Source organism: Streptomyces sp. NRRL F-5755 (assembly GCF_001279365.1).
GTDB lineage: Bacteria > Actinomycetota > Actinomycetes > Streptomycetales > Streptomycetaceae > Streptomyces > Streptomyces rimosus.
In genome coordinates, this window is the sequence record NZ_LGCW01000273.1 from 39,262 (window position 1) to 65,450 (window position 26,189).

General features: G+C 73.7%; 21 protein-coding genes. 8 read left to right on the forward strand and 13 right to left on the reverse strand.

What is annotated here, in order from left to right:
• Positions 1-137: 137 nt before the first annotated feature.
• From ADK86_RS25705 to ADK86_RS25750, 10 genes are all read right to left on the reverse strand, one after another.
• On the reverse strand, positions 138-806 hold the full coding sequence (locus ADK86_RS25705) for a transglycosylase SLT domain-containing protein (protein ID WP_053698720.1): 669 nt from the start codon (positions 804-806) through the stop codon (positions 138-140).
• 586 nt (positions 807-1,392) lie between these two features.
• Positions 1,393-1,605 carry an EF-hand domain-containing protein gene (locus ADK86_RS25710; RefSeq protein ID WP_003982801.1) on the reverse strand — a complete coding sequence of 71 codons (213 nt, stop codon included), beginning with the start codon at positions 1,603-1,605 and terminating at the stop codon, positions 1,393-1,395.
• 101 nt (positions 1,606-1,706) lie between these two features.
• Positions 1,707-4,130: an excinuclease ABC subunit UvrA gene (gene uvrA / locus ADK86_RS25715; protein ID WP_107088556.1), complete on the reverse strand. Its 2,424-nt coding sequence runs from the start codon at positions 4,128-4,130 to the stop codon at positions 1,707-1,709.
• An 89-nt stretch (positions 4,131-4,219) separates the two neighbouring features.
• Positions 4,220-5,497 (reverse strand): NAD(P)/FAD-dependent oxidoreductase, encoded by a 1,278-nt coding sequence (locus ADK86_RS25720; protein ID WP_053698722.1) that lies wholly within the window; start codon positions 5,495-5,497, stop codon positions 4,220-4,222.
• Entirely contained in the window at positions 5,494-5,688 is a 195-nt protein-coding gene (locus ADK86_RS25725) for a ferredoxin (RefSeq protein WP_003982798.1), read from the reverse strand. The genes ADK86_RS25720 and ADK86_RS25725 overlap by 4 nt, the downstream gene beginning before the upstream one ends.
• 44 nt (positions 5,689-5,732) lie before the next feature.
• On the reverse strand, positions 5,733-6,962 hold the full coding sequence (locus ADK86_RS25730; protein WP_053698723.1) for a cytochrome P450: 1,230 nt from the start codon (positions 6,960-6,962) through the stop codon (positions 5,733-5,735).
• A gap of 137 nt (positions 6,963-7,099) precedes the next feature.
• Positions 7,100-10,783, reverse strand: a complete 3,684-nt coding sequence (locus ADK86_RS25735; protein WP_053698724.1) for a hypothetical protein — start codon at positions 10,781-10,783, stop codon at positions 7,100-7,102.
• Positions 10,784-10,902: 119 nt separating this feature from the next.
• Positions 10,903-12,015, reverse strand: coding sequence for a tryptophan--tRNA ligase (trpS, locus tag ADK86_RS25740; protein WP_053698725.1), 1,113 nt, complete (start codon positions 12,013-12,015; stop codon positions 10,903-10,905).
• A 227-nt stretch (positions 12,016-12,242) separates the two neighbouring features.
• A complete protein-coding gene (locus tag ADK86_RS25745) occupies positions 12,243-12,869 on the reverse strand; it encodes a TetR/AcrR family transcriptional regulator (RefSeq protein WP_030597340.1) in 627 nt (208 codons plus the stop codon).
• A gap of 171 nt (positions 12,870-13,040) precedes the next feature.
• Positions 13,041-14,201, reverse strand: a complete 1,161-nt coding sequence (locus ADK86_RS25750; RefSeq protein WP_053698726.1) for a CapA family protein — start codon at positions 14,199-14,201, stop codon at positions 13,041-13,043.
• A 207-nt stretch (positions 14,202-14,408) separates the two neighbouring features.
• Here ADK86_RS25750 and ADK86_RS25755 point away from each other — a divergent pair, with 207 nt between their 5' ends.
• On the forward strand, positions 14,409-15,359 hold the full coding sequence (locus ADK86_RS25755) for an aminoglycoside phosphotransferase family protein (RefSeq protein ID WP_053698727.1): 951 nt from the start codon (positions 14,409-14,411) through the stop codon (positions 15,357-15,359).
• 37 nt (positions 15,360-15,396) lie between these two features.
• On the opposite strand, the gene ADK86_RS25760 is transcribed toward ADK86_RS25755, so the two are convergent.
• The gene (locus ADK86_RS25760) at positions 15,397-17,514 is read right to left on the reverse strand and encodes a restriction endonuclease (protein WP_053698728.1); all 2,118 of its coding nucleotides are present in this window, start codon (positions 17,512-17,514) and stop codon (positions 15,397-15,399) included.
• A gap of 265 nt (positions 17,515-17,779) precedes the next feature.
• On the reverse strand, positions 17,780-18,208 hold the full coding sequence (locus ADK86_RS25765) for a MarR family winged helix-turn-helix transcriptional regulator (RefSeq protein ID WP_053698729.1): 429 nt from the start codon (positions 18,206-18,208) through the stop codon (positions 17,780-17,782).
• A 145-nt stretch (positions 18,209-18,353) separates the two neighbouring features.
• Between ADK86_RS25765 and ADK86_RS25770 the strand changes: the two genes are divergently transcribed.
• The 5 genes from ADK86_RS25770 to ADK86_RS25790 all read left to right on the forward strand — a co-directional run bounded on the left by ADK86_RS25770 (position 18,354) and on the right by ADK86_RS25790 (position 22,889).
• Positions 18,354-19,673 carry an aldehyde dehydrogenase family protein gene (locus ADK86_RS25770; RefSeq protein ID WP_053698730.1) on the forward strand — a complete coding sequence of 440 codons (1,320 nt, stop codon included), beginning with the start codon at positions 18,354-18,356 and terminating at the stop codon, positions 19,671-19,673.
• 113 nt (positions 19,674-19,786) lie between these two features.
• Positions 19,787-20,620 carry a triose-phosphate isomerase family protein gene (locus tag ADK86_RS25775; protein ID WP_234346031.1) on the forward strand — a complete coding sequence of 278 codons (834 nt, stop codon included), beginning with the start codon at positions 19,787-19,789 and terminating at the stop codon, positions 20,618-20,620.
• Positions 20,621-20,630: 10 nt separating this feature from the next.
• Entirely contained in the window at positions 20,631-21,107 is a 477-nt protein-coding gene (locus ADK86_RS25780) for an RpiB/LacA/LacB family sugar-phosphate isomerase (RefSeq protein WP_078952268.1), read from the forward strand.
• Between the two features lie 50 nt (positions 21,108-21,157).
• Positions 21,158-22,171, forward strand: a complete 1,014-nt coding sequence (locus ADK86_RS25785; protein WP_053698732.1) for a zinc-dependent alcohol dehydrogenase family protein — start codon at positions 21,158-21,160, stop codon at positions 22,169-22,171.
• 160 nt (positions 22,172-22,331) lie between these two features.
• Entirely contained in the window at positions 22,332-22,889 is a 558-nt protein-coding gene (locus tag ADK86_RS25790) for a DUF3291 domain-containing protein (protein ID WP_053698733.1), read from the forward strand.
• Between the two features lie 27 nt (positions 22,890-22,916).
• Here the strand turns inward: ADK86_RS25790 and ADK86_RS25795 are convergent, their stop codons facing one another.
• Entirely contained in the window at positions 22,917-23,843 is a 927-nt protein-coding gene (locus tag ADK86_RS25795) for an SDR family oxidoreductase (RefSeq protein ID WP_053698734.1), read from the reverse strand.
• A gap of 206 nt (positions 23,844-24,049) precedes the next feature.
• Between ADK86_RS25795 and ADK86_RS25800 the strand changes: the two genes are divergently transcribed.
• Positions 24,050-24,970, forward strand: coding sequence for a LysR family transcriptional regulator (locus ADK86_RS25800; protein ID WP_053698735.1), 921 nt, complete (start codon positions 24,050-24,052; stop codon positions 24,968-24,970).
• 40 nt (positions 24,971-25,010) lie between these two features.
• Positions 25,011-26,174, forward strand: a complete 1,164-nt coding sequence (locus ADK86_RS25805; RefSeq protein ID WP_053698736.1) for an acyl-CoA dehydrogenase family protein — start codon at positions 25,011-25,013, stop codon at positions 26,172-26,174.
• The last annotated feature ends 15 nt before the right edge of the window (positions 26,175-26,189 follow it).

Consider the following 26,189-nt stretch of genomic DNA (forward strand, 5'->3'; position numbering starts at 1 on the left):
CCGCAGACGACGGAGCGCCCCTGGACCGTGGTCCTGGGGCGCTCTCGTGTGCCGCGGCCGCGGCCGTGGCCGTCCCGGCCCGGGCGGGTGGTCCCGGGCGGTGCGGTACGGGGGTCGCGCGAGCCTGCTCATCGGGCTCAGTACGCCGAGTTGACGTTGTCCATGGAGCCGTAGCGATGGGCGGCGTAGTTGGCGGCGGCGGTGATGTTGGCGACCGGGTCGAACAGGTCGTTGGCGGTGCCCTCGACGTGGTAGCGCTCGAAGGTCGGCTGGATCACCTGGAGCAGGCCCTTGGACGGGATGCCGTTCTTGGCGTTGATGTCCCAGTCGTTGACCACGCGCGGGTTACCGCTGGACTCGCGCATGATGTTGCGGTGCAGGCCCTCGTAGCTGCCGGGGATGCCCTTCTCCTTCATGATGGCCAGGGATTCCTTGATCCAGCCGTCCAGGTTGTTCGCGTACTTCGGCTTGGCGGGCTCGACCGGCTTGCGGTCGGCGGCCCGGCTGGCGGCCTCCTTGGCCGTGTGGCCCTGGGCGGCCACGGCCGTGATCTTCACCGAGTCGGCGAGGGTCGTGGTCTCCTTGGCGTCGCCGGCCTTGGACTCGGCGGCCTCGGCCTTCGCACCCGCGGGCTGACCGTTCGCGGAGACCTTCTTGACGGCGGCCGGCGCGGCGGCGGCGTGCGCGTCAGCGGTCGCGGCGGGGACCGTCAGGGCCGCGGTCGCACCGGCGGCGGCCAGCACGGCGGCGGAGAGCTTGTGGGTCTTGGTCACGCGGACGGAGCGGAGCAGGGTGGGAGTGGGCATGCGGGGATTCCTCTTCCAATCACTGAAATGGGCGGGCGGCAGCCATTGGCATGAGGTACGAGCAGGAAGCCACTGGCGGCACGAGAACCGAGTTCTTGTCCGCGTCCGCCCCGAGGGCATTTACGCGACGCTTCGACCCGGCGCCTCAGCAATGATTAGCGACGCCCAAATTGGAAAGCAATAGTCGCTGGGCGGGCCCCGGCTACGGCCCTTTTACGTAGCACGGGCCCTCCGGCGCCGTTCAGTCCATGAGAGCGGGCCACGAGAGCACAGTGACGAATTACTAAGAAGGGCCGTAAGGGACGGAAGTCCCGTGCTGCGCGTCACGTTCGGACCCCGGCGGGCCGCTTCGCGAAAACCGCTTGAAATGGCCCCGAAACCCGATTTACGGGCCCCGCACGGAAAGCCTTGTGGCCCGCGTCACCATTTACCGGTCCGCCGCGCAAGGAAGTGGCGCCGGTCACCTCGAAAAGGCATTGATCGGGGAAATCTATGGGCGCAATAGGCGCCCGGAAACGAAAAACGCGGCCGGCCTGGTGGCCGGCCGCGTGTGCGGCCCGGGCGGGGCGCCGGGGCGTCCCGGGGGTCAGCCCTGGAGCGAGGTCCAGAACTCCTCGAAGGAGAGCTTGCCGTCCGCGTTGGTGTCCTTGGCCGCGATGACGGCCTCGGCGACCGGCCCGGTGACGTAGGGGTCGCCCATCTCCGCCATGGCCCGCTTGTACTCGTCCGCGGTGATCAGCCCGTCGCCGTCCGCGTCGAACCGGCTGAACGCGGCCTTCGCCGCCTCGATGTCTGCCACGGGGTGCCCCCTTGATGTCGGTGTCGCTGCATTGACCTGGGTACATTAACCGACTGTCACCGGGCCGCCGACCGCGCCCCGGCCCGCCGCTCCGCCGCAGGTCAGCGCGCGAGGCGCCGCGCCAGGTAGGCCGCCGTACGGCTGTCCGGCGACGCCGCCACCGCCGCCGGAGGGCCGGCGGCCACGATGCGCCCGCCCGCCGTGCCGCCGCCCGGACCCAGGTCGATCACATGATCGGCGCCCGCGACCACGCCCATGTCGTGCTCGACGACCACGACGGTGTTGCCCGCGTCCACCAGCCCGTGCAGCTGCCGCAGCAGCACCTCGGTGTCCGCCGGGTGCAGGCCGGTGGTGGGCTCGTCCAGCAGGTAGAGGGTGTGGCCGCGGTGGGCCCGCTGGAGCTCGGTGGCGAGCTTGATGCGCTGGGCCTCGCCGCCGGACAGCTCGGTGGCGGGCTGGCCCAGCCGCAGATAGCCCAGGCCCACGTCCTGGAGAGTGCGCAGGCTGCGCGTCGCGGCCGGTACGTCGGCGAGGAAGTCCGCCGCGGTGTCCACCGTCATACCGAGCACGTCGGCGATGGTGCGGCCGCGGTAGGTGATCTCCAGGGTCTCCGGGTTGTAGCGGGCGCCGTGGCAGGCGGTGCAGGGCGCGTACGTACCGGGCAGGAAGAGCAGCTCGACGGCGACGAAGCCCTCGCCCTGGCAGGTCTCGCAGCGCCCGCTCGCGACGTTGAAGGAGAAGCGGCCCGCCGTGTAGCCGCGGGCGCGGGCCTCGTCGGTGGCGGCGAAGACCTTGCGTACGGCGTCGAAGAGGCCGGTGTAGGTGGCGAGGTTGGAGCGCGGGGTGCGGCCGATGGGCTTCTGGTCGACGCGTACGAGGCGGTCGACCGCCTCCAGGCCCTTGGCCCCGGCGAGCCGGGCCCGCGCGGCGCTCTCCTCGTCCTCCTCCGGTCCGGCACCGAGGTGGTCCGCGACGGCGTCCGCGAGGACCCGGGTGACCAGCGTGGACTTGCCGGACCCGGAGACGCCGGTGACGGCCGTGAAGACGCCGAGCGGGAAGGCGGCGTCCACGGAGTGCAGATTGTGCAGGGTGACGCCGTGCAGGGCCAGCTCCCCGGAGGGCTCGCGGGGCGGGCGCGCGGTCGGGCGCGTGTCGTCGAAGAGAAAGCGCCGGGTCGCGGACTCGGCGACCTGTGCGAGGTCCGCGACGGGCCCGCTGTGCAGAACCCGTCCGCCGTGCTCGCCCGCCCGCGGCCCGACGTCCACGATCCAGTCCGCCTGCCGCACCACGTCCATGTCGTGCTCTACGACGAACAGCGTGTTGCCCGCTTCCTTGAGGCGGCCGAGCACGGTGAGCAGCGCTTCGGTGTCCGCCGGGTGGAGGCCCGCCGAGGGCTCGTCCAGGACGTACACCACGCCGAAGAGGCCGGAGCGGAGCTGGGTGGCCAGCCGTAGCCGCTGGAGTTCCCCGGCGGACAGGGTGGGGGCCGCGCGGTCCATGCTCAGGTAGCCGAGGCCCAGCTCGGTGAGCACGTCGATACGGGTGACCAGATCCCGGGCCAGAGCAGGCGCCACCCCCTCGCCGTCCGCCTCGGCCGTGGGCCGCAGCAGCCGCGCGAGACCGCTCAACGGCAGCCCGGACAGCTCCGCGATGTCGTGCCCGGCGAAGGTGACGGCCAGTGCCTCCGGCCGCAGCCGCCGTCCGCCGCAGGCGGGGCAGTGAGCGGAGACCAGGTACCGCTGGACGCGTTTGCGCAGCGTCTCGCTCTTGGAGTCGGCGAAGGTGTGCAGGACGTAGCGCTCGGCGCTCTGGTACTGGCCCTGGTACGGGCGGTGGATACGGCCCGCTTCCCGTACGGGGTGCACGGTGACGACGGGCTGCTCGTCGGTGAACAGGATCCAGTCCCGGTCGGCGGCCGGCAGGTCCCGCCACGGCTTGTCGATGTCGTAGCCGAGCGCGGCCAGCACATCCCGCAGGTTCTTGCCCTGCCAGGCGCCGGGCCAGGCGGCGATCGCGCCGTCCCGGATGGACAGCGACGGGTCCGGTACGAGCGACTCCTCGGTGACCCGGTGGACGCGGCCCAGACCGTGGCACTCCGGGCAGGCGCCGGCGGCGGTATTCGGGGAGAAGGCGTCCGAGTCCAGCCGCTCCGGCACGTCCTCCGGATACGTGCCGGCGCGCGAGAAGAGCATGCGCAGGGTGTTGGAGAGGGTGGTGACGGTGCCGACGGAGGAGCGGGAGGTGGGGGCCGAGCGCCGCTGTTCCAGGGCGACGGCGGGCGGCAGCCCGCTGATGTCCTCGACCTTCGGCGCGCCGACCTGGTGGATCAGGCGGCGCGCGTAGGGAGCCACCGACTCGAAGTAGCGACGCTGCGCCTCGGCGTAGACCGTACCGAAGGCGAGCGAGGACTTGCCGCTGCCGGACACGCCGGTGAACACCGTGACGGTGTCCCTCGGGATGTCCACGTCGACGTTGCGGAGGTTGTGCTCACGGGCGCCGCGCACCCGGACGTACGAGTCGGTCATGCCTTCCATGATCGGTCACCGTGTGATGGCGACGCGCGGGCCCGCCCCCACGGTCGGGGTCGGGAGCGGGGACGGGCCCGCGGCAGCCGTTACGCGAGGGCGTTGCGCAGGCCCTCGCGCGCCTCTTCCCAGGGCGCGGGCGTGGCGATCAGCGCCCGCAGGCCCCGGACCTGGCGGGGCGGCACCCCGATCGCCAGTACGCCGGTGGCCTGGCCGTCGCGCCCGTAGAGGGCCACGGCCTTTCTGGTGTCCGGGTCCAGGACGGTCGCCTCGGACCGGTCGGCGCCGGTCAGCACGCCGTACGCCTGGATCTTCAGGCCGTACTGGTCGGACCAGAAGTACGGCACGGGCGTGAAGGGGCGGCGCTCGCGGCCCGCGGCGGGGGCCAGTGCTTCGTCCCCCGGCAGGGTCTCCTCCAGTTCGGCGAGGAGGTTGCGGGCGGCGGCCATGCCCTGTTCGGTGGCGTTCATCCGGTGCTCGACGCGCAGGTCGCGGCCGTGTACCGGGTGCTGCCAGCGGGCCACGTCACCGGCCGCGTAGACGCCGGGTGCGGCGGCGCAGTACGCGTCGCAGCGCAGTCCGTCGGCGGTGTCCAGGGCCGGGTCGCCGTGCAGCCAGCCGACGGCGGGCTCCGAGCCGATGGCGATGAGCACGGTGTCGGCGGGCAGGCGGGTGCCGTCGGCCAGGCGTACGGCGGTCACGTGCCGCGCGGGCCCGTCCCCGTCCGCCTCGAAGCCGCCGACGGCCGCCGTGCGCAGCTGGACGCCGCGCTCCCGGTGCTCGGCCGCCAGCAGCTCGCCGATCTCCGTGCCGACCGTACGGGCCATCGGCAGCGCCTCGCGCCCGACGAGCGTGACCTCGTGCCCCAGCTCGCGGGCCACGGCCGCGGCCTCGCAGCCCAGCACGCCGTTGCCGACGACGACCAGGCGATGGCCGGTACCGGACAGCCGTTCCTTGAGGGCGAGCGCGTCGTCCAGGGTGCGCAGCGTGTGCACGCCGTCGAGTCCGGCGGCCGCCGGGAGGGTGCGGGCCGCGACGCCGGTCGCGACGATCACGCCGTCGCAGGCCAGCCGCTCGCCACCGTCCAGGGTCAGGGTGCGGGTCGCGGTGTCCAGGCCGGTCGCCCGGGTGCCCAGGCGCAGGTCGAGGCCGAGCGCTTCGAGCTGGTCGGCGGCGCGCAGGTGCAGCTTGTCGGGCTGCCAGGCGCCCTGGAGGAGCTGCTTGGACAGCGGCGGACGGTCGTACGGCGGGTGGGGCTCGTCGCCGACGAGGGTCAGGGTGCCGGTCCAGCCGAAGCGGCGCAGGGCCTCGGCGGCGGCGAGGCCCGCCGCCGAGGCGCCCACGACGGCGATGCGGCGGGGGCTCACTCGTCCACCTTGATGACCGCGGCCGGGCAGATGGCGGCGGCCTCGCGGACCGCGTCGTGCTGGTCGGCGGGCGGAGCGGCGTCCAGGAGGACGACGATGCCGTCCTCGTCCCGCTGGTCGAAGACCTCGGGGGCGATCAGGACGCACTGGCCTGCGGCGCAGCACTTGTCGGCGTCGAGGGTGATGTTCATGGCAGGAGACTCCTGAGGAGGAAGGGGAACGGTCGGGCGGGGTGTCACCAGGTGACGGGCAGGGTGTGGCAGCCGTAGATCGCCATGTCGCTGCGGAACGGGATCTCGTCCACGGGGACCGCGGGCCGCATCTCCGGGAAGCGGCGCAGCAGGGTGCCGATGACGACCTGGAGCTCGACGCGGGCCAGGGCCTGGCCGAGGCACTGGTGGATGCCGTAGCCGAAGGCGACGTGGTGCTGGGCGTTGGGGCGGCAGACGTCGAGCGCGTCGGGGTCCGCGAAGACCTCCGGGTCGCGGTTGGCGGACGGTACGGCCACCACGATGCCCTCCCCGGCCCGGATCAGCTGCCCGCCGATCTCGATGTCCTCGGTGGCGGCGCGGCGCGGCCCGTTGCGGATGATGCTGTGGAAGCGCAGCAGTTCCTCGACGGCGCCGCGGATCAGGGCGGGCTCGGCGCGCAGCCGGTCCGCGGTCTCCCGGTCGCGCATCAGGGTCAGCGCGCTCAGGCCGATCATGTTGGCGGTGGTCTCGTGGCCCGCGATGAGCAGCAGGGCGGCGAAGGCGACCACGTCGTCGTGGGTGATCTCGCCCGGTACCTGCTGCTCGGTGATCAGGCGGCCGAGGATGTCGTCGCCGGGCGCGGCCTCCTTGGCACTCACCAACTGGTGCAGATAGGCGCGCAGTTCGGCCCGCGCGCTCTCCCGCTCCTCATGGGTGACCGTACGGGACAGCAGGGTGCCGGTGAGGCGCTGGAACAGCTCGTGGTCGTCGTACGGGACGCCGAGCAGCAGGCTGATGACGAGCGACGGCACCGGCAGGGCCAGCGCCTCGACGAGGTCCACGTCCTGGCCGGCGCGCTTTTCCATGGCGTCGCACAGTTCGTCGGTCAGGCGCTGGATCTCCGGGCGCATCGCCTCGACGCGCTTGACCATGAACTCCCGGGTGACCATGCGGCGCAGCCGGGTGTGCTCGGGCGGATCCATGCGGATGAAGCCGCGGTGCTCGGTGGTGGCGCCGCCGGTCATGCCGCTGAGCGGGTAGCCGGGGCGGGTGGTGTCGGAGCTGAAGCGGGTGTCGCCGAGGATGGCGCGGATGTCGGCGTAGCGGGTGGCGAGCCAGGCTTCGGTGCCGTCCGGCAGGGAGATCTTCGACAGCGGCGCCTCGGTGCGCAGCCGCGCGAACTCGGCGGGCGGATCGAACGGGCAGCCCTGCGGCGGCTGCACGGGGAGCGCCGGCGCGGCGGCGGAGGCGGGGGAAGCGGGAGAGGGGGTCATGTCGCTCCTTGGACGCACGCGGGCAGGGGCGTGCGCCCGGTGTCGGACGTTCACCTAACGCCCGTAAACTTACATGCGTAACCCACGGGTGCGACGGCCGGGGGTGGGGTGGGCACGCGGGTGCCGGGGCGTCCGGCTCAGCACACCTCCCGATACGCCACCTCAGGGATGTACGTCTCCCAGTCCGCACGCGACAGCGAACCCCCGGCCCGGCGGCACACCTCGGCGACGAGGGCGTCCGGCGCGATGCGGTACTTCGTCAGTGGGACGTGCTGGCCGGCGGCGTACAGCGCCGAGCCGTCACGGTTGAAGGTGAGGGACAGGATCTTGTCGCCCGGTGTGGGCAGGGCGGAGCCGAGCGGCTGTTGGGAGGGTACGTCCCACAGTTGCAGGCTGCCGTAGGCGCCGGCCACGGCGAGTGTCCTGCCGTCCGGGGAGAAGGCCAGCGCCGAAATCGCCTCGTGCCGCGGCAGTTGCTTCTCGGTGAAGGCGGACAGCCGGCCGAACCGCCGCTCGATGCCGCCGTCCCACAGCGCGACGTGACCCGTCTCCTCCCCCACCGCGAAGGCGTTCCCGGCCGGGCTGAACGCGTACGCCGTGTCCTGCCGGGTGAGCCGGCGCGGCGCCACGGTCCCCGCGGGCAGCCGGACGATCTCACCTCTGACGACGAGCAGCCGCCCGTCGGGGCGGACGGTCATGGGCGAACCGCCGGAGACGGTCACGGACTTCTCGCGCCGCCCGCCGCCGATGTCCCACACCTGGACGGAGCGGACCGACGATGTGATCAGCCGGGAGCCGTCCGGACTGAGGACGGCGCCCTCGGTGGGGCTGTCGTCCTGGCCTCCGGGGACGGCGGCGAGGTCGCGGTGTCCGGGTACGTCCCGCACCGCGACCCGGCCGGGCACCAGGCGCCCGTCCTCGGCGTAGTCACCGCTGACGCCGTACGCCAGCCGCGCGCCGTCGGCACTGAAGGACAGCAGCTCGTCCGGCTCGATCCGCAACTGGCCCTCGCGGCGCGGTGGTTGGGGCGGCAGCCGCATGTCTGGCGGCCGGTCCACGATCGCGCCGGACCGGGTGCCACGCGTCTCGAACCGGGCCGTGGAGCCCTGGGACCACACCAGGCCCAGCAGGCGGGCGTCCGGGCTGAACGCCGCGTTCTGCGCTGCCGCCGGGGCCCACCGGGAGGTGGCCGCGGCGCCGAGGTCGAGGGTGCGCATCTGGTTCGCGGCCAGGCAGCGCAGCGTGCCGCCGTCGAGGACGATCTCGGCCGGGCCGTCGGCGGTCAGGGCGCCCCGGAACACCGGGTGATCCGGTTGGCTGGTGCGCCACACCAGGACCTCGCCGGGGCTGCGGCCGACGAGGAACCGCCCGTCCCGGCTGAAGCCGATGGCCCCCAACGGGGACTGGGCGATCCTCGGGAGCTCCCGTCCCGCCGCCAGGTCCCACCGTCGGACGCCGTCACGGGTGACCAGCGCGAAGATCCGGCTGTCGGGGCTGAAGCGGGCGTTCAGGGGGCTGCACGGATCGCCCGCGCCTTCCCCCCGCCACGGCGCGGGCACTCGCTTCCCGCGGGGTACGTCCCACAGCTCGATCGTGCCGCGCGGGGAGCACACCGCCAGCAGCCGGTCGTCGGCGCTGATGGTCGCGACGCTCTCCCGGTCCCGGCCGCGCCGCGGTGCCACCGGGCGCTCGAAGACCAGGCGCTGCTCCCGGGTGTCCCACACCTGCACGGTGCGCGGGGTCTGGATCATCAGGCGGGCGCCGCTGGGGCCGAACTCGACGCTCGCCTGTTCCCTGGCGTCCACGAGCCGCCCGGTCATGCGCCGCGCGGCGATGTCCCACAGGCCCAGCACGCGGTCCGGGAGCTGGTAGAGGACCAGCCGGGCGTCCGGGCTCACGGCGATGGCCGTCATGACCCGCTCGCCGGGGCCCGGCAGCGTCCTGACCTTCCGGCGGGTGGCCACATCCCAGGTGGTGATGTGGCCGGGGGCCGCGGTGACCACGGTGCGCCCGTCGCCGCTGAGATACGCCAGGGCGTCGCGGTCGGCCACGTCGAAACTGTCGGCGAGGGGCTGGGCCCAGGCGCCGGTGAGGGCCGAGCGGGTCTCGGCGGTTTCGGCGATCTTCCACGCGGCGACGGACAGCTGGCGCGCCTTGGCCGGCTCGTAGGCGCGCAGGCTCTCCGCCACCGCCGCGATCCGGCGCGCCGCGGCCTGCACCTGCCGCGCCCGGCCGGCCCGGCTCTGCTGCCAGGCCAGTACGCCGGCCACCAGCGTCAGCGTCACCAGGACGGCCACCGCGCCGACGACGCCCTTGCGGCGTCTGGCCTCGCGGCGCCGGGCGGCGGCACCGGCGGTGAGGAAGTCCCGCTCCGAGGCGGTCAGGTCGGCCGGGTCGGCGAAGGCTTCCCGAGCCGCGGTCAGCTGCGTGCCCCGGTACAGCGCGCCCGCGTCCCGGCCCAGCCGCTCCCAGGTGCGGGCCGCCTCCGTCAGCTGCCGGTGCAGCCGCAGCCGGTCGCGGTCGGCGTCCACCCAGGACCGCAGGCGCGGCCAGGCGGTGATCAGCGCCTCGTGCGCCAGGTCGACGGTGTCCTCGTCCAGGGTGATCAGGCGGGCCCTGGCGAGGCGTTCGAGGACGACGGTGATGCCCGGCGAGGTCGCCGCGTCCAGTTCGGCGCGGTCGGCGGGCCGCCGGGTGTCGTGCGCGCCCTCGCCGGGCGTGACCAGCCGCAGCAGCGCCCAGCGGGCGAGCCGGGCCTGCTCGGGGGAGAGCTGGGTGTACAGGGTCTCGGCGGTGCGGGCGATGGCGCCCCGTACGCCGCCGACGGCCTCGTACACCTCCAGGGCCAGTGTCCGGCCGCGGCGGTGGCGCCAGGTCTCCAGCAGGGCGTGCGAGAGCAGCGGCAGGCCGCCGGGCTGGTCGGCGGTCTCCTCGATGAGCCGGTCGGTCAGCGCGCGCTCGACGATGAGGCCGTGCGCCGCCGCGGGTTTGACGATGGCTTCGCGCAGCTCCGCGGGGCTCATGGGGGTGACCGGCACGCTGGTGTGGCGCAGCGCCTCGGCCAGGGTGCGGTGCTGGAGGCAGTGGCCGTAGAAGTCGGCCCGCAGGCCCAGCACCACGCGCAGCCGGCGCGCGGGGTCCTGGGCGTCGAGCAGCAGGTCGAGGAACCGGGCGCGCTCGGCCGGGTCGCGGCAGAGCGTGAACACCTCCTCGAACTGGTCGATGACCAGCCAGGTGTCGCCCGGCCCTTCGGCCGCTTCGAACAGCTGCCGGTGGGTGGCGGACGGCCGGGCGCCGGGGGTGAACGTCCGGATGGCGGCCGGGCGCGGGCCGTCGTCGGGGGCGTGCTGGAGGCGCGGGATGAGCCCGGCGCGCAGCAGGGAGGACTTGCCGCTGCCGGACGGGCCCAGGACGGCCACCAGCCGGTGGCCGCCCGTCAGGCGCAGCAGGTCCTCGGTGAGACGGTCGCGCCCGAAGAACTTCTCCCGGTCGCCGGGCTCGTAGCGGGCCAGTCCCTGGTAGGGGCGGTCCGTGTCGCCCTGTGCCGTACGGACGAAGGTCTCCTCGGCGAGGCGGTGCCAGCGCGCCGCCCATTCCTCCACGTCACCGCCGCACGCCTCCACATACGCCCGGGTCACCGCGAGCGAGGGCAGCTGCTCGCCGGAGGCCGCCCGGGACAGCGTCGCCACCGAGTAGGGCACGCGCCTGGCCATGTCCCGGTAGGTGAGCGGACCGGCCTTGCGGCGCAGCTCCCGCAGGTCGACGGCGAACCGTTCCACGGGCCCCGCGTCCGGGTCCAGCGGCCTCTCCTTGCGCCCCATCCGGCCCTCCCGCCCGCAAGCCCGCACCCCCCGGCGGCCGTCACGTTAGGCAGCCCGCGCAGCGTCCGGCAAGGGACTTCCCCGCCGAACCTGCGGCACCGCACCGGCGGGACACACCGTCAGCAGTGGCCGTTCATGGCGCGGTGCACCTCGTCGAGGGTGGCGTCGGCGATCGCGTTGGCGCGCGCCTCGCCCTCCCGCAGCACCTGGCGGACGTACCCGAGGTCCCGGGCGTAGGCGGCCCGGCGGGCGCGGATCGGCGCCAGGTGCTCGTTGACCGCCTCGGTGACGCGTTTCTTCAGCGCGCCGGCGCCCGCCGGGCCGATCTCGTCGGCGACCTGCCGCGGGTCGCGGTCCTCGCAGAGGGCGGCCAGCAGGACGAGGGAGGACACCTCGGGGCGGGCGGCAGGGTCGTAGGTGATGTGCCGCTCGGAGTCGGTCTTGGCGCCCTTGATCAGCCGGGCCGTCTCGTCGGCACCGGCGGCCAGCGCGATGGCGTTGCCGCGGCTCTTGCTCATCTTCGTGCCGTCGGTGCCGAGCAGCAGCGGCGCGGACGACAGCAGGGCCTCCGGCTCGGGGAAGACGGCGGTCCCCTTGCCGTAGCGGTCGTTGAAGCGGCGGGCGACGGTCCGGGTGACCTCCAGGTGGGGGAGCTGGTCCTGGCCGACGGGGACGAGGTTCGCCTTGCAGAAGAGGATGTCGGCGGCCTGGTGGACGGGGTAGGTGAACATCAGGCCGCTGACGGCGGACTGCCGCGAGTGGGCGATCTCGTCCTTGACGGTGGGGTTGCGGTTCAGCTCGGCGACCGAGACCAGGCTGAGGAACGGCAGCAGCAGCTGGTTCAGCGCGGGCACCGCGCTGTGCGTGAAGACGGTGGCCCGGGCCGGGTCGATGCCGGCGGCGAGGTAGTCCAGGGCCAGGTCCTCGACGTGCCGGGGCAGCCGGTCGGCGACGTCCCGGTCGGTCAGCACCTGGTAGTCGGCGATCAGCACCATCATCTCGACGCCGAGGTCCTGGAGGCGGACCCGGTTGTGGAGGGTGCCGAAGTAGTGGCCGAGGTGCAGCCGGCCGGTCGGGCGGTCCCCGGTCAGCACCCGGAAGCGTCCGGGGTCGTCGCGGATCAGCTTCTCCAGCTCCGCGCTGCGGGTCCGGGCGGCGGAGGTGCCGAGCGCGTCGGCGGGGGCGGCGTCCGCGCGGACGGTGCTCGCGGTGGCGTACGGCGTACGGTTCACGGTTTCTCCTGGTGGGTGAGTGCCGCCGGCAGGACGGCGGATGCACCCCGGTCCAGGGAACGCGAAAGGGCCGTCCATCCGAACGGCCCGGTCATGCTGAACAGTGGCCGCTCCTACGAGGAGCGCCACCAGGTCAGACACGACGAACGATGCATGGGACAACTGTAGCCGGTCGGGCCGCGGCCCGTTGTCCGCCGGTCGGGCTCCGGCCCGGTCGGCGGCCCGGCTCAGCCCGCCCGCTCCATCAGCAGGTGCAGGATCTCGTCCACGAAGCGGTACAGCCGCCCGGCGTCCTTGCGGCTGGGCATGACCTGCCACAGCATCACCCGCCCGTGCACCGACGCCCACAGCACGTACGGCGCCTCCTCGCGGGCGCCCCGCACCCGCCACCCGGCGGCCTCGCAGGCGGTGAGCGCGTCGTGCAGGCCCCGCACGAGCCGCCCGGCCGGGTGCCCGGCCAGGCGCTCCGGCTCGACGGGCGTCTGCCGGGTCTCGTACAGGAGGCGGTACTTGGCGGGGTGGTCGACGGCGTAGCGGCAGTACGCGTGCAGCTGGGCGCGGAGCAGGTCCAGCGGGTCGTCGGTACCGGCCGCGGCCGACGCCTCGGCCATCGCCGCCGTCAGCCGCTCGTAGCTGACCTCCAGCGCGGCCCACACCAGCTCGGTCTTGTCGGCGAAGTGCCGGTAGATGCTGGGCGCCGCGACGCCCGCCTCGCGGGCCACCGCGCGCAGCGACAGCGCGTCCTCGCTGCCGACCTCTTCGAGGAGGCGCTCGGTGGCGCGCAGCAGCTCCTCCCGCAGGCGCTCGCCCTGCCCCCGCGGATTGCGGGGCCGTACGGCCGCACTCTCACCCACCGCCGTTACGCCCCTTCCGCGTCCCGCACCGTCGTCACGTCGTCACCGTCCGCCGGGCGGAGCGTCCGCCCGGCGCGCCCGCGTCCGTCGTGCGCACGTCCGGTGCGGGCCGTACTCAGGGTTTCACATCGCGGAACGCTCCCGGGCCCGGCCGCGGCCGGGCACCGGCTCTCAGCTGCCCTCCGTCAGTCCGGCGTCCGCCGCGCCCCGGCTGAGCACCGCCTCGCGGATGCCCGCGCGGACGTCCTCGTGGCCTTGGGTGGCGGCGAGGTTGAGCATGCGCAGCGGCGGCCCGCTCGCGGAGAGCTGGGGGATGAACTCGGCCTTGGTGACCCGCCAGCGCTGCCCCTCCCCCGCGGGCGGCTCGAAGCGGAAGCGCGCGATGGTGCCCCAGTTGCCGCGCGGCTTCTCCATGATCCCGGCGATCTGGTCGCCCATGCCGTAGACGACCCAGGTACCGGCCAGCTTCTCGTACGGCTGCGGGGTGTGCGCGTGGGTGCCGATGACGAGGTCGATGTCCGGGCGGCCGCCGGTGCGCGACCCGGTGAGCGCCTTGGCCACCTTCAGCTGCTGCGCGTCCGGCTCGGTCTGGTACTCGGTGCCCCAGTGCGGGCTGACCACGACGACGTCGGCACCGGCCCGGCGGGCGGCCCGCGCGTCCGCGATGATCTTGTCCGCGTCGATGACGTCGACCGACCAGGGCTTGCCCTGCGGGAGCGGGACGCCGTTGGTGCCGTATGTGTACGACAGCTGCGCCACGCGCGCCCCGCCGGGCGCCTTCAGCAGCGCGGGCCGGGCGGCCTCGGCGGCGTCCCGGGCGGAGCCGGCGTGCTTGATCCCGGCCCGGTCCAGTGTGTCGAGGGTGCGCCGGACGCCGTCGGCGCCGTCGTCCAGGGTGTGGTTGGAGGCCGTGGAGCAGGAGTCGTAGCCGGTGGCCCGGAGCGCGTCGGCCACCTGGGGCGGCGCCTTGAAGGCGGGGTAGCCGGTGAACGGTCCGCCGTCCGGCCCGAAGGGCGTCTCCAGGTGGCAGATCGCCAGGTCGGCGCCCTCGATCACGGGTTTCACGCCGTCCAGGATGGGCCGGTAGTCGTAGCCGTCGCCCCCGGCGTCCCGGCGCGCCGTGTCCAGTACGGAGGGGTACGAGGCGATCACGTCCCCGGAGGCGGCGAGGGTGAAGCCGGCGGAGGCGCGGTGGCCGGAGTGCTGGGGCGCGGCGGGGCCGGGGCTCCCGGGCGTCCGGGCGGCGGGCCGCCCAGGGCCCTGCGGGGCGGCGCAGCCCACGGCCATCGCTATGAGGAGGAGGGCGGCGCCGTACGGTCGGTGCAGGCTCATGCCCCACGCATAACAGCACAAATGCCGTAATAAACTGATTAACCGACCGGGAGACTCCGGTGGCCCCGCACCATCCCCCGGCCGGAGGCGCACCGGCTCGCATGCCGCGCGGAGCCCAGCGGGCGGCACCGGCTCCCGGCTCCCGGCTCCCGGCTCCCGCGAACAATCCGTTAGAACCGGCCCCCGTCGCGCGGCTACGCTGCCCGGATGGCCCGACCAGCCCCGCCGAACGCCGACCTCTTCCCCGCCGACCTCCCCGTGTACGCCACCGTGGGCCGCACCGCCTCCGGGCGCGCGTGGCTGGACACCTTGCCCGCCACCGTCCACGCCCTCCAGGAGGAGTGGGACCTACGGCTCGGCGCACCCCTGCACGGCGGCAGCTGCTCGTGGGTGGCCCCCGTGGAGCTGCCGGACGGCGGCGAGGCGGTGCTCAAGGTGACCTGGCCGCACCGCGAGGCCGCCGGAGAGGCCGCGGCCCTCCGCGCGTGGGACGGCGACGGCTCCGTACGGCTGCTACGGCACGACCGGGAGCGGTACGCGCTCCTGATCGAACGCTGCACACCGGGCGAGCAGCTGGACGACAGCCCGCTCCCGCCCGCCGAACGGCTGCTCCTGGCCGCCGGTCTGCTGCGCGGCCTGTGGTCCGCGCCCGCGCCACCCGACGGCGAACTGGAACGGGTCGCCGACGTATGCGCCGAATGGGCCGTCACGGTCGAGGAACGCATGGCGCGGCTGCGCCCCGGCTACGACCCCGGGCTCGTCCGGCTCGGCGCCCGCCTGCTGCGCGAACTCCCGGCCACCGCCACCCGCGAGGTCGTCGTGCACGGCGACTTCAACCCCGGCAACGTCCTGTCCGCCCGGCGCCGCCCGTGGCTGGCCATCGACCCCAAACCCATGGTCGGCGACCCGGGATACGACCCCTGGCCCCTCCTGGAACAGATCGACGACCCCTTCGAGCACCCCGACCCGCGCCCGGTCCTGCGTGACCGCTTCGCCCTGATGGCCGACGCCCTCGGCGAGGACCCGGCCCGCCTGTCGGCCTGGGCGGCGGCCCGCACCGTGGAGAACGCCCTGTGGTGCGCCGACCACGGCGACGTGCCGGACGGGGCGGAGGAGCTGGAAGTGGCGGAGGTGCTGGCGTCGTTGGCGGGGGTGTGAGGGGCGTCGTCCCAGCCGGCCGACGCCCTCCCCAGGCTCAGGCGACCTCGATCCCGTACTCCTGCACCAGTGCCTCCAGGCCGCCTTCGTAGCCCTTGCCGCCGATGACGAAGTCCCAGTCGCCGTTCGCGCGGCGGCGGAACGAGCCGAGGACCAGCGCGGTTTCGCCGGGGCGGCCGTCCGAGACCTCCAACTGGCCTTGTTCCTGGCCGGATTCGTCCACCAGACGGATCCGCGCGTCGGTGAACCCGGACAGGTCGGCGTGCGGGTCGGCCTCCGGGTCGATGGCCGCGACGAGGACGAGGCGGTCGGCGGTGGCGGGCAGGGCCTCGAAGACCACCTGCATCGCGGCGCGGTCGGGGGCGAAGCCGGAGAGCATGCGGACCGTGCCGTCCGGGGTGCGCGGGTTGTTGTAGAAGACGAAGTGGTCGTCGCTCAGGACGCGGTTACCCTGGCAGACCAGCGCGCAGACGTCCAGGGCGACGCTGCCGGACCAGTTCATGCCGAGGATGTTGCCCGCCGCGCCGTCCTCCTCCGGGGGCTCGGGCGTCCGCTCGGCGCGCTCCTCGGCGGGCGCCGGCCGCTGGGCCGGGACCGCGGTATCCCCCAGGCGTCCGCGCAGCCCGTGGCGGGCCAGCAGGTCGACCAGTTCGGGGCCGCCCACGAGGGTGAGCGGTTTGCCGTTGGCGAAGGCGTGCGCGCCGGGGCCGAAGCGGGACGTGGTGACGAGCACGCCCTTGTTGGCGCCCTCGGACTGCACGGTGCCGAACAGGTCCCGTACGGCCGACGGCGGCACCGTGTTGCGGTAGCGCTTCACCTGCACGATGATCTTGCCGCCGCGGATTGGGTCGGGGTCGAGTGCGTCCACGTCCACGCCGCCGTCCCCGGACCGCTGCGTCGTCACGGCCTGCATGCCCATCGCCCGGAACAGCTCGGCGACCAGCCCCTCGAAGGCGATCGGGTCCATCGCGAACAGGTCGGGCTCGTCCTCGCCGCCGTGCGTGACCACACCGCCGCCCACGTCGCCCGGCTGGCGCACCGGGCGCACCGCGGCCCGCTGGTCGGGGCGCGCGGACAGCTGCCCGCGCAGCCCGTCGGTCAGACACTCCACCGCGCTCACCTGCGCCAGGTGCAGCTGCTCGAAGGCGGCGCGGGTCGCGGAGACGGTGGCCAGGAAAATCTGCGCGGGGCGGCCGGTGGCCGGGTCCACGTCGTCCACGAAGCCGTTGACCGCCACCGAGTCGAGCGCGCCGGAGGTGTCCGCCGCGAACAGGTCGTGCAGCACGAGCAGCACGGACTGGGCGAGCACGTCGCGGTAGGCGGTGCGCCGCTGGGTGACCGGCCGGGCGACGTCCTTGTCCTGGTCGGCCGCGTACATGTACCGGACCGCCTTCGCCTCGGGCACGATGTCGAAGCCGGGCAGCTCCCAGTCCAGTACGAGCTGGCGCGCGGCCGGGTCGTAGGCGGCGCGGACGCGGCGCGGGAAGCCCTGCGGGCGGCCGGTGGCGTACAGCGCGGCGGAGAAGTACTCCACCACCGCTTCGGGATCGCCGTCGCGCAGCCCCCTCAGCAGGTCCTCGACGGCGGCGTTGTGGCTCCTGACCTCCGCCAGCTGCCCGGCGGCCCACTGGTCGTACTGCCGCCGGTAGTCCTCCAGTTGGCGCAGCCGCTGCGCCTCGGCGGCCTGCGCGGCGTGCCAGTCGCGCTCGTAGCGCGCGCGGGCCTCCTCCTGCGCGCGACGACCGCCGCCGCCGAGGCCCCAGCCGCTACCCTGCGGCTGGTAGGCGGACGGGTCGGGCATCGGTACGGGTACGGCCAGCCGGCCGGGCGCGAACGGCTCGATGTGCTCGGGGCGGCGCAGCGCGGCGGGCGTGAAGGCGGGCGCCCGGCAGCCGTCGGCCAGCAGGCCGGACAGCTCGGCCATGCGGGCCTCGAGTTCCTCGGTACGGCGGCGGGCGTCGGCCTCGCGCTGCTGGCGGTACGCGGCCTGCCGTTCGCGCTGCATCCGGGCCATGGCGCGCTCGGTGTCGCGCTGCTGCCGCTCCTGGTCGCGGCGGGCCTGTTCACCGGCCCGCCGCTGGGCCTCCTGCCGGCGCTGCTGCTGACGCTGCGCCTCGGCCCAGACGGCCACTAATCCGTTGGAGCGGCGACTCATGTGGATCTACGTCCTCCCCTGGGGCTCCCCGGCCCCGACCCGTGGGGCGCCCGGCCCCGTACCTTCCTTGGGGCAGCGCCCCGACCGTTGGGGCACGCGGCCCCGAACCCTGGGGCGCGCAGCCCGAAACAGCCCGCTCCGGCTCATCCACCAGCGGGTATTCATCCGACTTTAGCGGGATCCTGGCGGGTCGTGACCCTCCGGGGCCGTCCTGGAGCTGCCCCGGGATCGCCCCGGGGCCCACCGCCGGTGTCCTGCCGCGGCCTCATCGGTCCAGGAGCGCGCCGAGGCGTTCCAGCAGCGGGAGCAGGGCCGTGCGCTCCCCGGGCGTGAGGGCCTGGAGCGCGTCGTGCACGGCGTGCATGTCGGCGCGTACGCGGCGGGCGAGCGCCCGGCCTTCCTCGGTGGCGGTGACCACCTTGCTCCGCCGGTCCCGCGGCGCGGCCTCGCGCCGTACGAGCCCGCGCTCCTGCATGCGGGCGATGAGCCGGGTCGCGTTCGAGGCGTCGCAGACCAGGTGCCCGGCGAGCGCGCTCATCGACAGCGGCTCCTCCAGGGCGATGAGCGCGCGGGCCTGCGCGGTGCTCAGGCCGTGCCGCAGCGCGGCGGCGGCGAGGTCGTCGTAGTAGCCGCGGACCGTGCGGGCGAACGGTTCCACGAGATCGTCGGGGGTGGGCGGGGTGGTGTCGGGCACGGGGTCAGGGTAGAGCGGTTACTTGACTTCAGCAATCGTTGGTATTTACATGGAATGAGTGCTTGACCTTGTCAAGTGATCACCTCCGGGCGGGACGCCCGCCACCCCGCCTCGCCCGCTCCACCCCGTACGCATCGGAGACACCATGACCAGCAGCACCCCCGAGCAGCCGGCCGCCGTGGTCGCACGGCTGCGCGCCACGTTCCGCACCGGCCGCACCAAGCCCCTGGAATGGCGCACCGGCCAGCTGCGGCAGCTGCGCGCGATGCTCACCGAGCACGGCCCGGACCTCGCCGCCGCTCTGCGCGCCGACCTGGGCAAGGGTGAGGCCGAGGCGTACCGCACCGAGATCGACTTCACGCTGCGGGAGATCGACCACACCCTGGACCACCTGGAGGAGTGGCTGCGGCCCGAGCCCGCGCCGGTGCCGCCGCACCTGGACGGCGCCGAGGCATGGACGGTGTACGACCCGCTGGGCGTCGCCCTGGTCATCGCGCCCTGGAACTACCCGCTTCAGCTGCTGCTCGCCCCGATGGTCGGCGCCCTGGCGTCCGGCAACTGCGTGGTCGCCAAGCCCAGCGAGCTGGCGCCCGCGACCTCCGCCGCGGTGGCCCGCCTGCTGCCCCGCTTCCTGGACACGGACGCGGTCGCCGTGGTGGAGGGTGCCGTACCGGAGACGACGGCCCTGCTGGAGCAGCGTTTCGACCACATCTTCTACACGGGCAACGGCACCGTCGGCCGCATCGTGATGAACGCGGCGGCCAAGCACCTGACCCCGGTCACCCTGGAGCTGGGCGGCAAGTCGCCCGCCTTCGTGGACCGCGGCACCGACCCGGACGCGGTCGCCGCCCGGCTGGTGGCCGGCAAGTTCCTGAACGCGGGCCAGACCTGCGTGGCGCCGGACTACGTCCTGACCGACCCGGAGACGGCCGCCCGCCTGGAGCCCGCCCTTGCGCGCGCCGTCACCGCGCTCTACGGCGACGACCCGGCCACCGCGCCGAACTACGGCCGGATCATCAACGAGCGGCACTTCGACCGGCTGACCGGCCTGCTCGGCTCGGGCCGCACCGTCGTGGGCGGCACGCACGACCGGGACAGCAAGTACATCGCGCCGACCGTGCTCGGCGGGGTGGCGCCCGACGCGCCGGTGATGAGCGAGGAGATCTTCGGCCCGATCCTGCCCATCGTCGAGGTCAGGGACCTGGACACGGCGATCGGCTTCATCAACGACCGGGACAAGCCGCTGGCGCTGTACGCCTTCACGGAGTCCGCCGAGACCCGGCGGCGGCTGACCGGCGAGACCTCTTCGGGCGGCCTCGGCTTCGGTCTGCCGGTGGCCCATCTGACCGTCTCCGACCTGCCGTTCGGCGGCGTCGGCGAGAGCGGGATGGGCCGCTACCACGGCCGGTACTCGATCGAGACGTTCAGCCACCGCAAGGCCGTCCTGTCCAAGCCGCTGGCCTGACGCCGCTCCTCACCCCACCTCCCACACATCACAGAAATCTCGCAAACTTGGGGAACATAACGCCTTGATCTGAGAACTTCACATGTGCTTTTGTTTGAAGCATCATGAACGACGTGATCCCTGAGAACGCGACGCCGGCGGCGGTCCGCACCTCCGGGGCCCTCGGGCCCCCGGAAGCGGGCCGCCGCCCGGTCGTCGGCGTATCGCTGAAGCTCTACTTCGGCCTGGCCGCGACCCGGAAGTGGCTCGCGGACGTGGCCGCGCTCCAGGACGCGCTCGCGGAACTCCCCCGCCCCGTCGACCTGTTCGTCCTGCCGGCCTTCCCCGCCCTGGCCGACGCCCGGGAGCTGCTGGCCGGTACGGGGATCGCGTACGGCGCCCAGGACGTGCACTGGGCCGAGACCGGCGCGTGGACCGGCGAGGTCTCCGCGGGCATGCTCGCCGAGGCGGGCGCGCGTTACGTCGAGGTCGGCCACGCCGAGCGGCGCCGGCACTTCGGCGAGACGGACGCGACCGTGGCCGCCAAGGCCGGGGCCGTCACCCGGGCCGGGCTGGTGCCCGTCATCTGCGCCGGCGAACGCCACGACGCCGGTACCGAGCGGGCCGTCGAGGAGACGCTGATCCAGGTACGGGCGGCCCTCGGCGGCACCGGACCCGGCAGCGAGGTGATCATCGCCTACGAACCGGTCCGGGCCATCGGCGCCCGCGAACCGGCCCCCGCGCAGCACGTACGCACGGTGGCCACCGCCATCGGCACCTGCCTGCGCGACCACGGTGTACGCGGCCGGGTGATCTACGGCGGCACCGCCGGGCCCGGCACCTTCGGCCGGCTGGCCGGCAGCGTGGACGGCCTGTTCCTGGGCCGCCTCGCCCACGACACCGGCAACCTGCGCCAGGTCCTCGAAGAAGTCGCCGCGGCCAGCGCCCCGCTTCCCCTCCGCCCCTAGGGAGTTCACCGTGCAGGACACGTACCGCATCGCCCTCGGCGCCGACGACGCCGCGATCGCCATGAAGGACGCGATGGCCGCGTACCTCACCGAACGCGGGTACCAGGTCACCGACCTGAGCGCCACGGACGGCGAGGACTACCCGGACGTCGCCGAGCGGGTGGCGCGCGGCGTCGCGCGCGGCGAGCACGAACGCGCGGTCCTGGTCTGCGGCACCGGCATCGGCATGGCCATCGCCGCCAACAAGGTGCCCGGCATCCGGGCCGCCCAGATCCCGGACAGCTACAGCGCGGAGCGCGCCCGCAAGTCCAACGACGCGCAGATCGCCTGCTTCGGCAGCCGCACCATGGGCGTCGAGGCCGCGCTGGTGTGCCTGGAACACTGGCTGGTCTCCGACTTCGCCGGGGGCGGCTCCGCGCCCAAGGTGGAGAAGATCAAGCAGGTCGAGTCGCGCAACCTGACGTCCCCCGGCGTGCCCACGGCCTGACCCCGTCCGCCCCGTCCCTCCCCCCTCCCCTCCGAAAGGTGGTCACGACCATGCGCGCAGTCCTCATCGAGGAGCCGAACAAACTGTCCGTCAGCCAGGTTCCCGACCCGGTGCCCGGTCCCGGCGACGTGGTTCTCAAGGTCACCGCCGCCGGGCTGTGCGGCACCGATGTGCACATGCTGGCGGGCGAGTTCGGGCCGACGCGGTACCCGGTCGTTCCCGGGCACGAGTTCTCCGGCGAGGTGGTGGCGGTGGGCTCCGCCGTGACCGGTTTCGCCGAGGGCGACGCGGTCGCCGCCGACCCGGCCGTCTACTGCGGCACGTGCCACTTCTGTTCCATCGGCCACGGCAACCTCTGCGAGCAGTGGGGCACCATCGGCATCACGATGGACGGCGCCGCCGCCGAGTACGTCCGGGTCCCGGCCGGCAACTGCTACCGCCTTCCGGAGACCGTCGCCCTCCGCCACGCCCCGCTGATCGAACCGCTGTCCACCATCCTGCGCGGCTTCGACCTCGTCGGCCCCAAGCTGGGCGACCACTTCCTGATCTACGGCGCGGGCACGATGGGCCTCCTCTACCTCCAGGTCGCGCAGCGTGCGGGCGCCGCCTCGGTGTCGGTGGTGGACATCAACAAGGACCGGCTGAAGGTCGCCCGCGAACTGGGCGCCGACGCGGTCGCCACCAGCGCGGACGCGCTGTCCGCCGACCACCCGCTGGGCTGGCAGGTGGTCACCGACTGCACCGGCAGCGTACGGGCCATCGAGGACGGCCTGACCCGCCCCATCCGCGGCGGCACGTTCCAGCAGTTCGGCTGCGCGCCCGACCAGGAGACGGCCCGCTTCTCCCCGTTCCGGATCTACAACGACGAGATCCGCATCGTCGGCAGCATGGCCATCCTGCACACCTACGGCCGGGCGGTCGAGATGCTGGGCAAGGGCATCATCGACTGCGAAAAGATGATCACCCACCGCTTCGGCCTCGACCAGTACGCCGAGGCCCTGAAGACGTTCGAACTGGGCACGGGCCGCAAGCTCCAGATCGTCCCGAACGGGGAGGCGGGCTGAACCAAGAAGCCACGTACGCAGGGAAAACGCAACTTCGACAGGGCCCGCGGAGGCAGCTACCTTCACCTGGTCTCCGGCGATCACCCACGGTCGCACAGGAGTTCCTTCGGGCTGAGCCCCCGAGGATCCACACCAGGCATCCCCAACCAGGGAGAGACGCATGCCTCATCTCGCGCTGTACACCTTCGGCGTCCTGAAGTCTCCCATCACCGATCCCACACCTCTCACACGCGAACTCCGCGAGAGCGGCGAGGCCGTCTACCGGACGATCAGCCGGCACCCCGGGTACCTCGCCCGTGCTGTACCGGCGGACCGCGACCGGGGCTCACACTTCGACCTGGACTGGGGTGCGTGGGGGGAGTTCGCCGTACCGGCCTGGTACGGCAAGGGCCGTACGGTGGAAACCGCCGCCCTGGACGCGACCCTCTCGCTCTGGACCGGCCTGCGCCCCGCCTTCGACGCCATCTACACCGGCCTGCACCGTGCGGCGCTGAACAGGCGTCACGACTGGTTCGAGAGGACGGGGCACCCGAGCTATGTGCTCTGGTGGGTCTCCGACGGCGCGATACCCACCTGGCAGGAGGGGGTCTCCCGGCTGGAACACGTCCACGACCACGGCTCCGCGCCGCACGCCTTCACCTTCCGGCACCCGTTCACCCCGGACGCAACTCCGACCAGCATCAAAGGCGCCGGACCGCACGGCGACCAGGTTCGCTGACCGACAGGAAAGCAGCACGCCCGCCCATCAGCCCCTCCGCGCCCCCTCCCCGAAGTAGTCCCCCGCCCCCAGATCCTCCAGAAGACCGGGGTGTACGGGCTCCCAGCCCAGTTGTTTCCTGGTCAGGGTGCTCGACGTGGGGTTGTCGAGCGGGACCAGGGCGCCGAGGAAGCCGAAGTGGGTGGTTGCCTCGTCGGGGGCGAGTGTGGTGGTGGGCAGGCCGAGGCCGTGGGCGATGGCTTCGGCTATGGCGCGGAACGGGATGCCCTGCTCGGCTGTTCCGTGCAGGGTCGTGCCGGGCGGGGCGGACTCCAGGGCCAGGCGGAACAGGCGGGCGGCGTCGCGCCGGTGGACGGCGGGCCAGTGGTTGGAGCCGTCGCCGATGTACGCCGAGACGCCCTTCTCGCGGGCGGTGGCGATCAGGTGCGGGACGAAGCCCCGGTCGCCCTCGTCGTGCACGGTCGGTGCGAGCCGTACGACCGAGGTGCGCACGCCGCGCCGCGCCAGCGACCTGGCGGTGTTCTCCGACGCCATCCGCGGTCCGTCCGCGCCGGGCGCGGGCAGGTCCTCCTCGGTTGCGGTACGGCCCGGTGCGAGCGACGCGAGCATCAGGGTTCCCGAGGTGATCACGAGGGGCTTGCCGGTGCCTTCGAGTGCGGCTCCGAGCGCTTCGACGGCGCTCAGGTCCAGCTTGGCGGCGCCGGCGAAGGCCGCCTGGTCCGAGAAGTCGTGGTGGTAGGCGAGGTGGATGACGCCGTCCGCCGCGGCCGCGCCGTCCCGCAGGCTGCCGGGGTCGTCGAGGGTGCCGCGGTGCACCGCGGCGCCGGCGGCGGTCAGTGCCGCGACGGCCCGGTCCGAGCGGGCCAGGCCGAGGACCGTGTGACCGGTGCCGAGGAGTTCCCGTACCACCGCGGTTCCGATGAACCCGGTCGCTCCGGTGACGAATACGCGCATGCTGCGCTCCTTGGATGAAATGGCGTGCGGAACCGGCCTTTGGGGGCGGTGCGTGGAGGCGCTCCGGGCCGGTGGTCCCATCGTCTGCGGACGGCCCGGCCGCAGTCCAAAGCCTGTTGCGTATGGCGGCATACGGTTCGGGCATCACCCCTGGTCGGAGCGGCTGCACACGGCGGATGCGAGGGCGACGGGGTTACGCTTCGGGCATGTCCGGTTCCCCGCCCGCACCCGACCTCGACCTCCGCCTGGTGCGCTACTTCACGGCCGTGGCCGAGCACCGGCACTTCGGCCGCGCCGCCGAGGCCCTGCGCATCACCCAGCCGTCCCTGAGCCGCCAGATACGCAACCTCGAACGGCAGCTGGGCGCCCGGCTGCTGGACCGCACCCCGCAGGGCAACCGGCTCACCGAGGCCGGGGAGATCTTCCTGCCCCGTGCCAAGGCGCTGCTGCGCTCCGCCGCGCAGGCCGCGGCCGCCACGCGCGCCGCCGCCGAACCCACCGGCATCACCGTCGGATACACGACCGGCGTCTTCGTCACTCCGGCGGTGCGGGAGCTGCGCCGCCGGCATCCGGACGCCGAGGTGCGCACCGTCCACGTGGATCTCCAGGACGTACGCGCCGCGCTGCTCGACCGCCGGGTGGACGCGCTGGTGTGCCGGCTGCCGTTCGCGACCGGCCGGCTGGACGTGACGGTCCTGTACGACGAGCCCCGGATGCTGCTGGTGCCGCTCGACCACCGGCTCGCCGGCCGGGAATCCGTCACCTTCGACGACATCGCCGACGAGCCCGTGCCCCGGCTGCGCCGGGCCGATCCGCACTTCGAGGCGTTCTGGCGCATCGATCCCCGGCCCGACGGGCGCCCGGCCCCCACCGGCCCGCTGATCGACGGCCTGGAGGACAAGTTCGAAGTCGTCGCCGCGGGTCAGGCAGTGGCTATTTCGGCCGGGCCGCGTGCCCACGGGCTGCGCCCGGACATCGCCGCGATCCCGTTGCGCGACGCCGAGCCGAGCCATGTCGTCCTGGCGACGCGCGCCGGTGACCGCAGTCGCCTGGTGGCGGCCTTCCGTACGGCGGCTCGCGACCATCTGACCGGCCCGGCGGACAGCCGCTCCCGTACGGGTAGGTGAAGCACGTCCGCGAGCACCGCCCGTCGAAGGAGGCCGCACCATGTCCGGTCACGATCCGCTCTCTCCTGAGGAGCGCGCCGTCGTCGATGTCGTCCGGGACTTCGTGGACCGCGATGTACGGCCGGTGGCGCGCGAGTTGGAGCATGCGAACCGCTATCCGGAGCAGCTTGTCGAGCGGATGAAGCAGCTCGGTGTCTTCGGGCTCGCGGTGCCCGCCCCGTACGGCCCCGCCCCCGTTTCCGCGCCCTGCTTCGCCCTGGTCACCGAGGAGTTGGCGCGCGGCTGGATGAGCCTGGCCGGCGCCATGGGCGGCCATACGGTGGTGTGCTCCCTGCTCGTCCGGTACGGCACGCCGGAGCAGCGGGAGCGGTGGCTGCCGCGGCTGGCCACCGGTGAGGTACGGGCCGCGATGGCGCTCACCGAGCCGGGCGGCGGCTCGGACCTCCAGGCGCTGCGTACCACCGCGCGCCGCGCCGCCGACGGCTCGTACGTCGTCCAGGGCGCCAAGACCTGGATCACCAACGCCCGCCGGGCCGGCCTGATCGCGCTGCTGGTGAAGACCGACCCGGCGGCCGACCCCGCGCACCGCGGCATGTCCGTCCTGCTGGCCGAGCACGGCCCGGGGATGACCGTCTCACGCGATCTGCCGAAGCTCGGCTACAAGGGCGTGGAGAGCTGTGAGCTGGCGTTCGACGGTTTCCGGGTACCGGGGGACGCGCTGCTCGGCGGCCGGGAGGGGCAGGGGTTCGGGCAGATGATGCGCGGGCTGGAGATCGGCCGGATCCAGGTCGCCGCGCGGGCGGTGGGCGTCGGGCGGGCCGCCTTCGAGGATTCCGTACGGTACGCGCGGCAGCGGGAGAGCTTCGGCAAGCCGATCTGGCGGCACCAGGCGGTCGGCAACCTGCTGGCGGACATGGCCACGTCGCTGTCGGCGGCGCGCCAGCTGGTCCTGCACGCGGCGCGGACGTACGACGGCGGGCAGCGGGCCGATCTGGAGGCGGGCATGGCGAAGCTGTTCGCGTCCGAGACGGCGATGCGTGTCGCCCTGGACGCGGTGCGGGTGCACGGCGGGTACGGCTATTCCACCGAGTTCGACGTGGAGCGGTACTTCCGCGACGCGCCGCTGATGATCGTCGGCGAGGGGACCAACGAGATCCAGAAGGATGTGATCGTGCGGCAGCTGATGCGGCGCGGCGGGCTGTGAGCGGGCGCGCGGGCG

Excerpts from the sequence above, each read along its gene's own strand:
- ADK86_RS25750 (WP_053698726.1), bottom strand. The coding sequence starts at position 14,201 with ATGAGCCTGCACCGACCGTACGGCGCCGCCCTCCTCCTCATAGCGATG.
- ADK86_RS25795 (WP_053698734.1), bottom strand. The coding sequence starts at position 23,843 with ATGCGCGTATTCGTCACCGGAGCGACCGGGTTCATCGGAACCGCGGTG.
- ADK86_RS25735 (WP_053698724.1), bottom strand. The coding sequence starts at position 10,783 with ATGGGGCGCAAGGAGAGGCCGCTGGACCCGGACGCGGGGCCCGTGGAA.
- ADK86_RS25725 (WP_003982798.1), bottom strand. The coding sequence starts at position 5,688 with ATGAACATCACCCTCGACGCCGACAAGTGCTGCGCCGCAGGCCAGTGC.
- ADK86_RS25755 (WP_053698727.1), top strand. The coding sequence starts at position 14,409 with ATGGCCCGACCAGCCCCGCCGAACGCCGACCTCTTCCCCGCCGACCTC.
- ADK86_RS25785 (WP_053698732.1), top strand. The coding sequence starts at position 21,158 with ATGCGCGCAGTCCTCATCGAGGAGCCGAACAAACTGTCCGTCAGCCAG.
- ADK86_RS25705 (WP_053698720.1), bottom strand. The coding sequence starts at position 806 with ATGCCCACTCCCACCCTGCTCCGCTCCGTCCGCGTGACCAAGACCCAC.
- ADK86_RS25760 (WP_053698728.1), bottom strand. The coding sequence starts at position 17,514 with ATGAGTCGCCGCTCCAACGGATTAGTGGCCGTCTGGGCCGAGGCGCAG.
- uvrA (WP_107088556.1), bottom strand. The coding sequence starts at position 4,130 with ATGACCGACTCGTACGTCCGGGTGCGCGGCGCCCGTGAGCACAACCTC.
- ADK86_RS25730 (WP_053698723.1), bottom strand. The coding sequence starts at position 6,962 with ATGACCCCCTCTCCCGCTTCCCCCGCCTCCGCCGCCGCGCCGGCGCTC.
- ADK86_RS25805 (WP_053698736.1), top strand. The coding sequence starts at position 25,011 with ATGTCCGGTCACGATCCGCTCTCTCCTGAGGAGCGCGCCGTCGTCGAT.
- ADK86_RS25790 (WP_053698733.1), top strand. The coding sequence starts at position 22,332 with ATGCCTCATCTCGCGCTGTACACCTTCGGCGTCCTGAAGTCTCCCATC.
- ADK86_RS25770 (WP_053698730.1), top strand. The coding sequence starts at position 18,354 with ATGACCAGCAGCACCCCCGAGCAGCCGGCCGCCGTGGTCGCACGGCTG.
- ADK86_RS25800 (WP_053698735.1), top strand. The coding sequence starts at position 24,050 with ATGTCCGGTTCCCCGCCCGCACCCGACCTCGACCTCCGCCTGGTGCGC.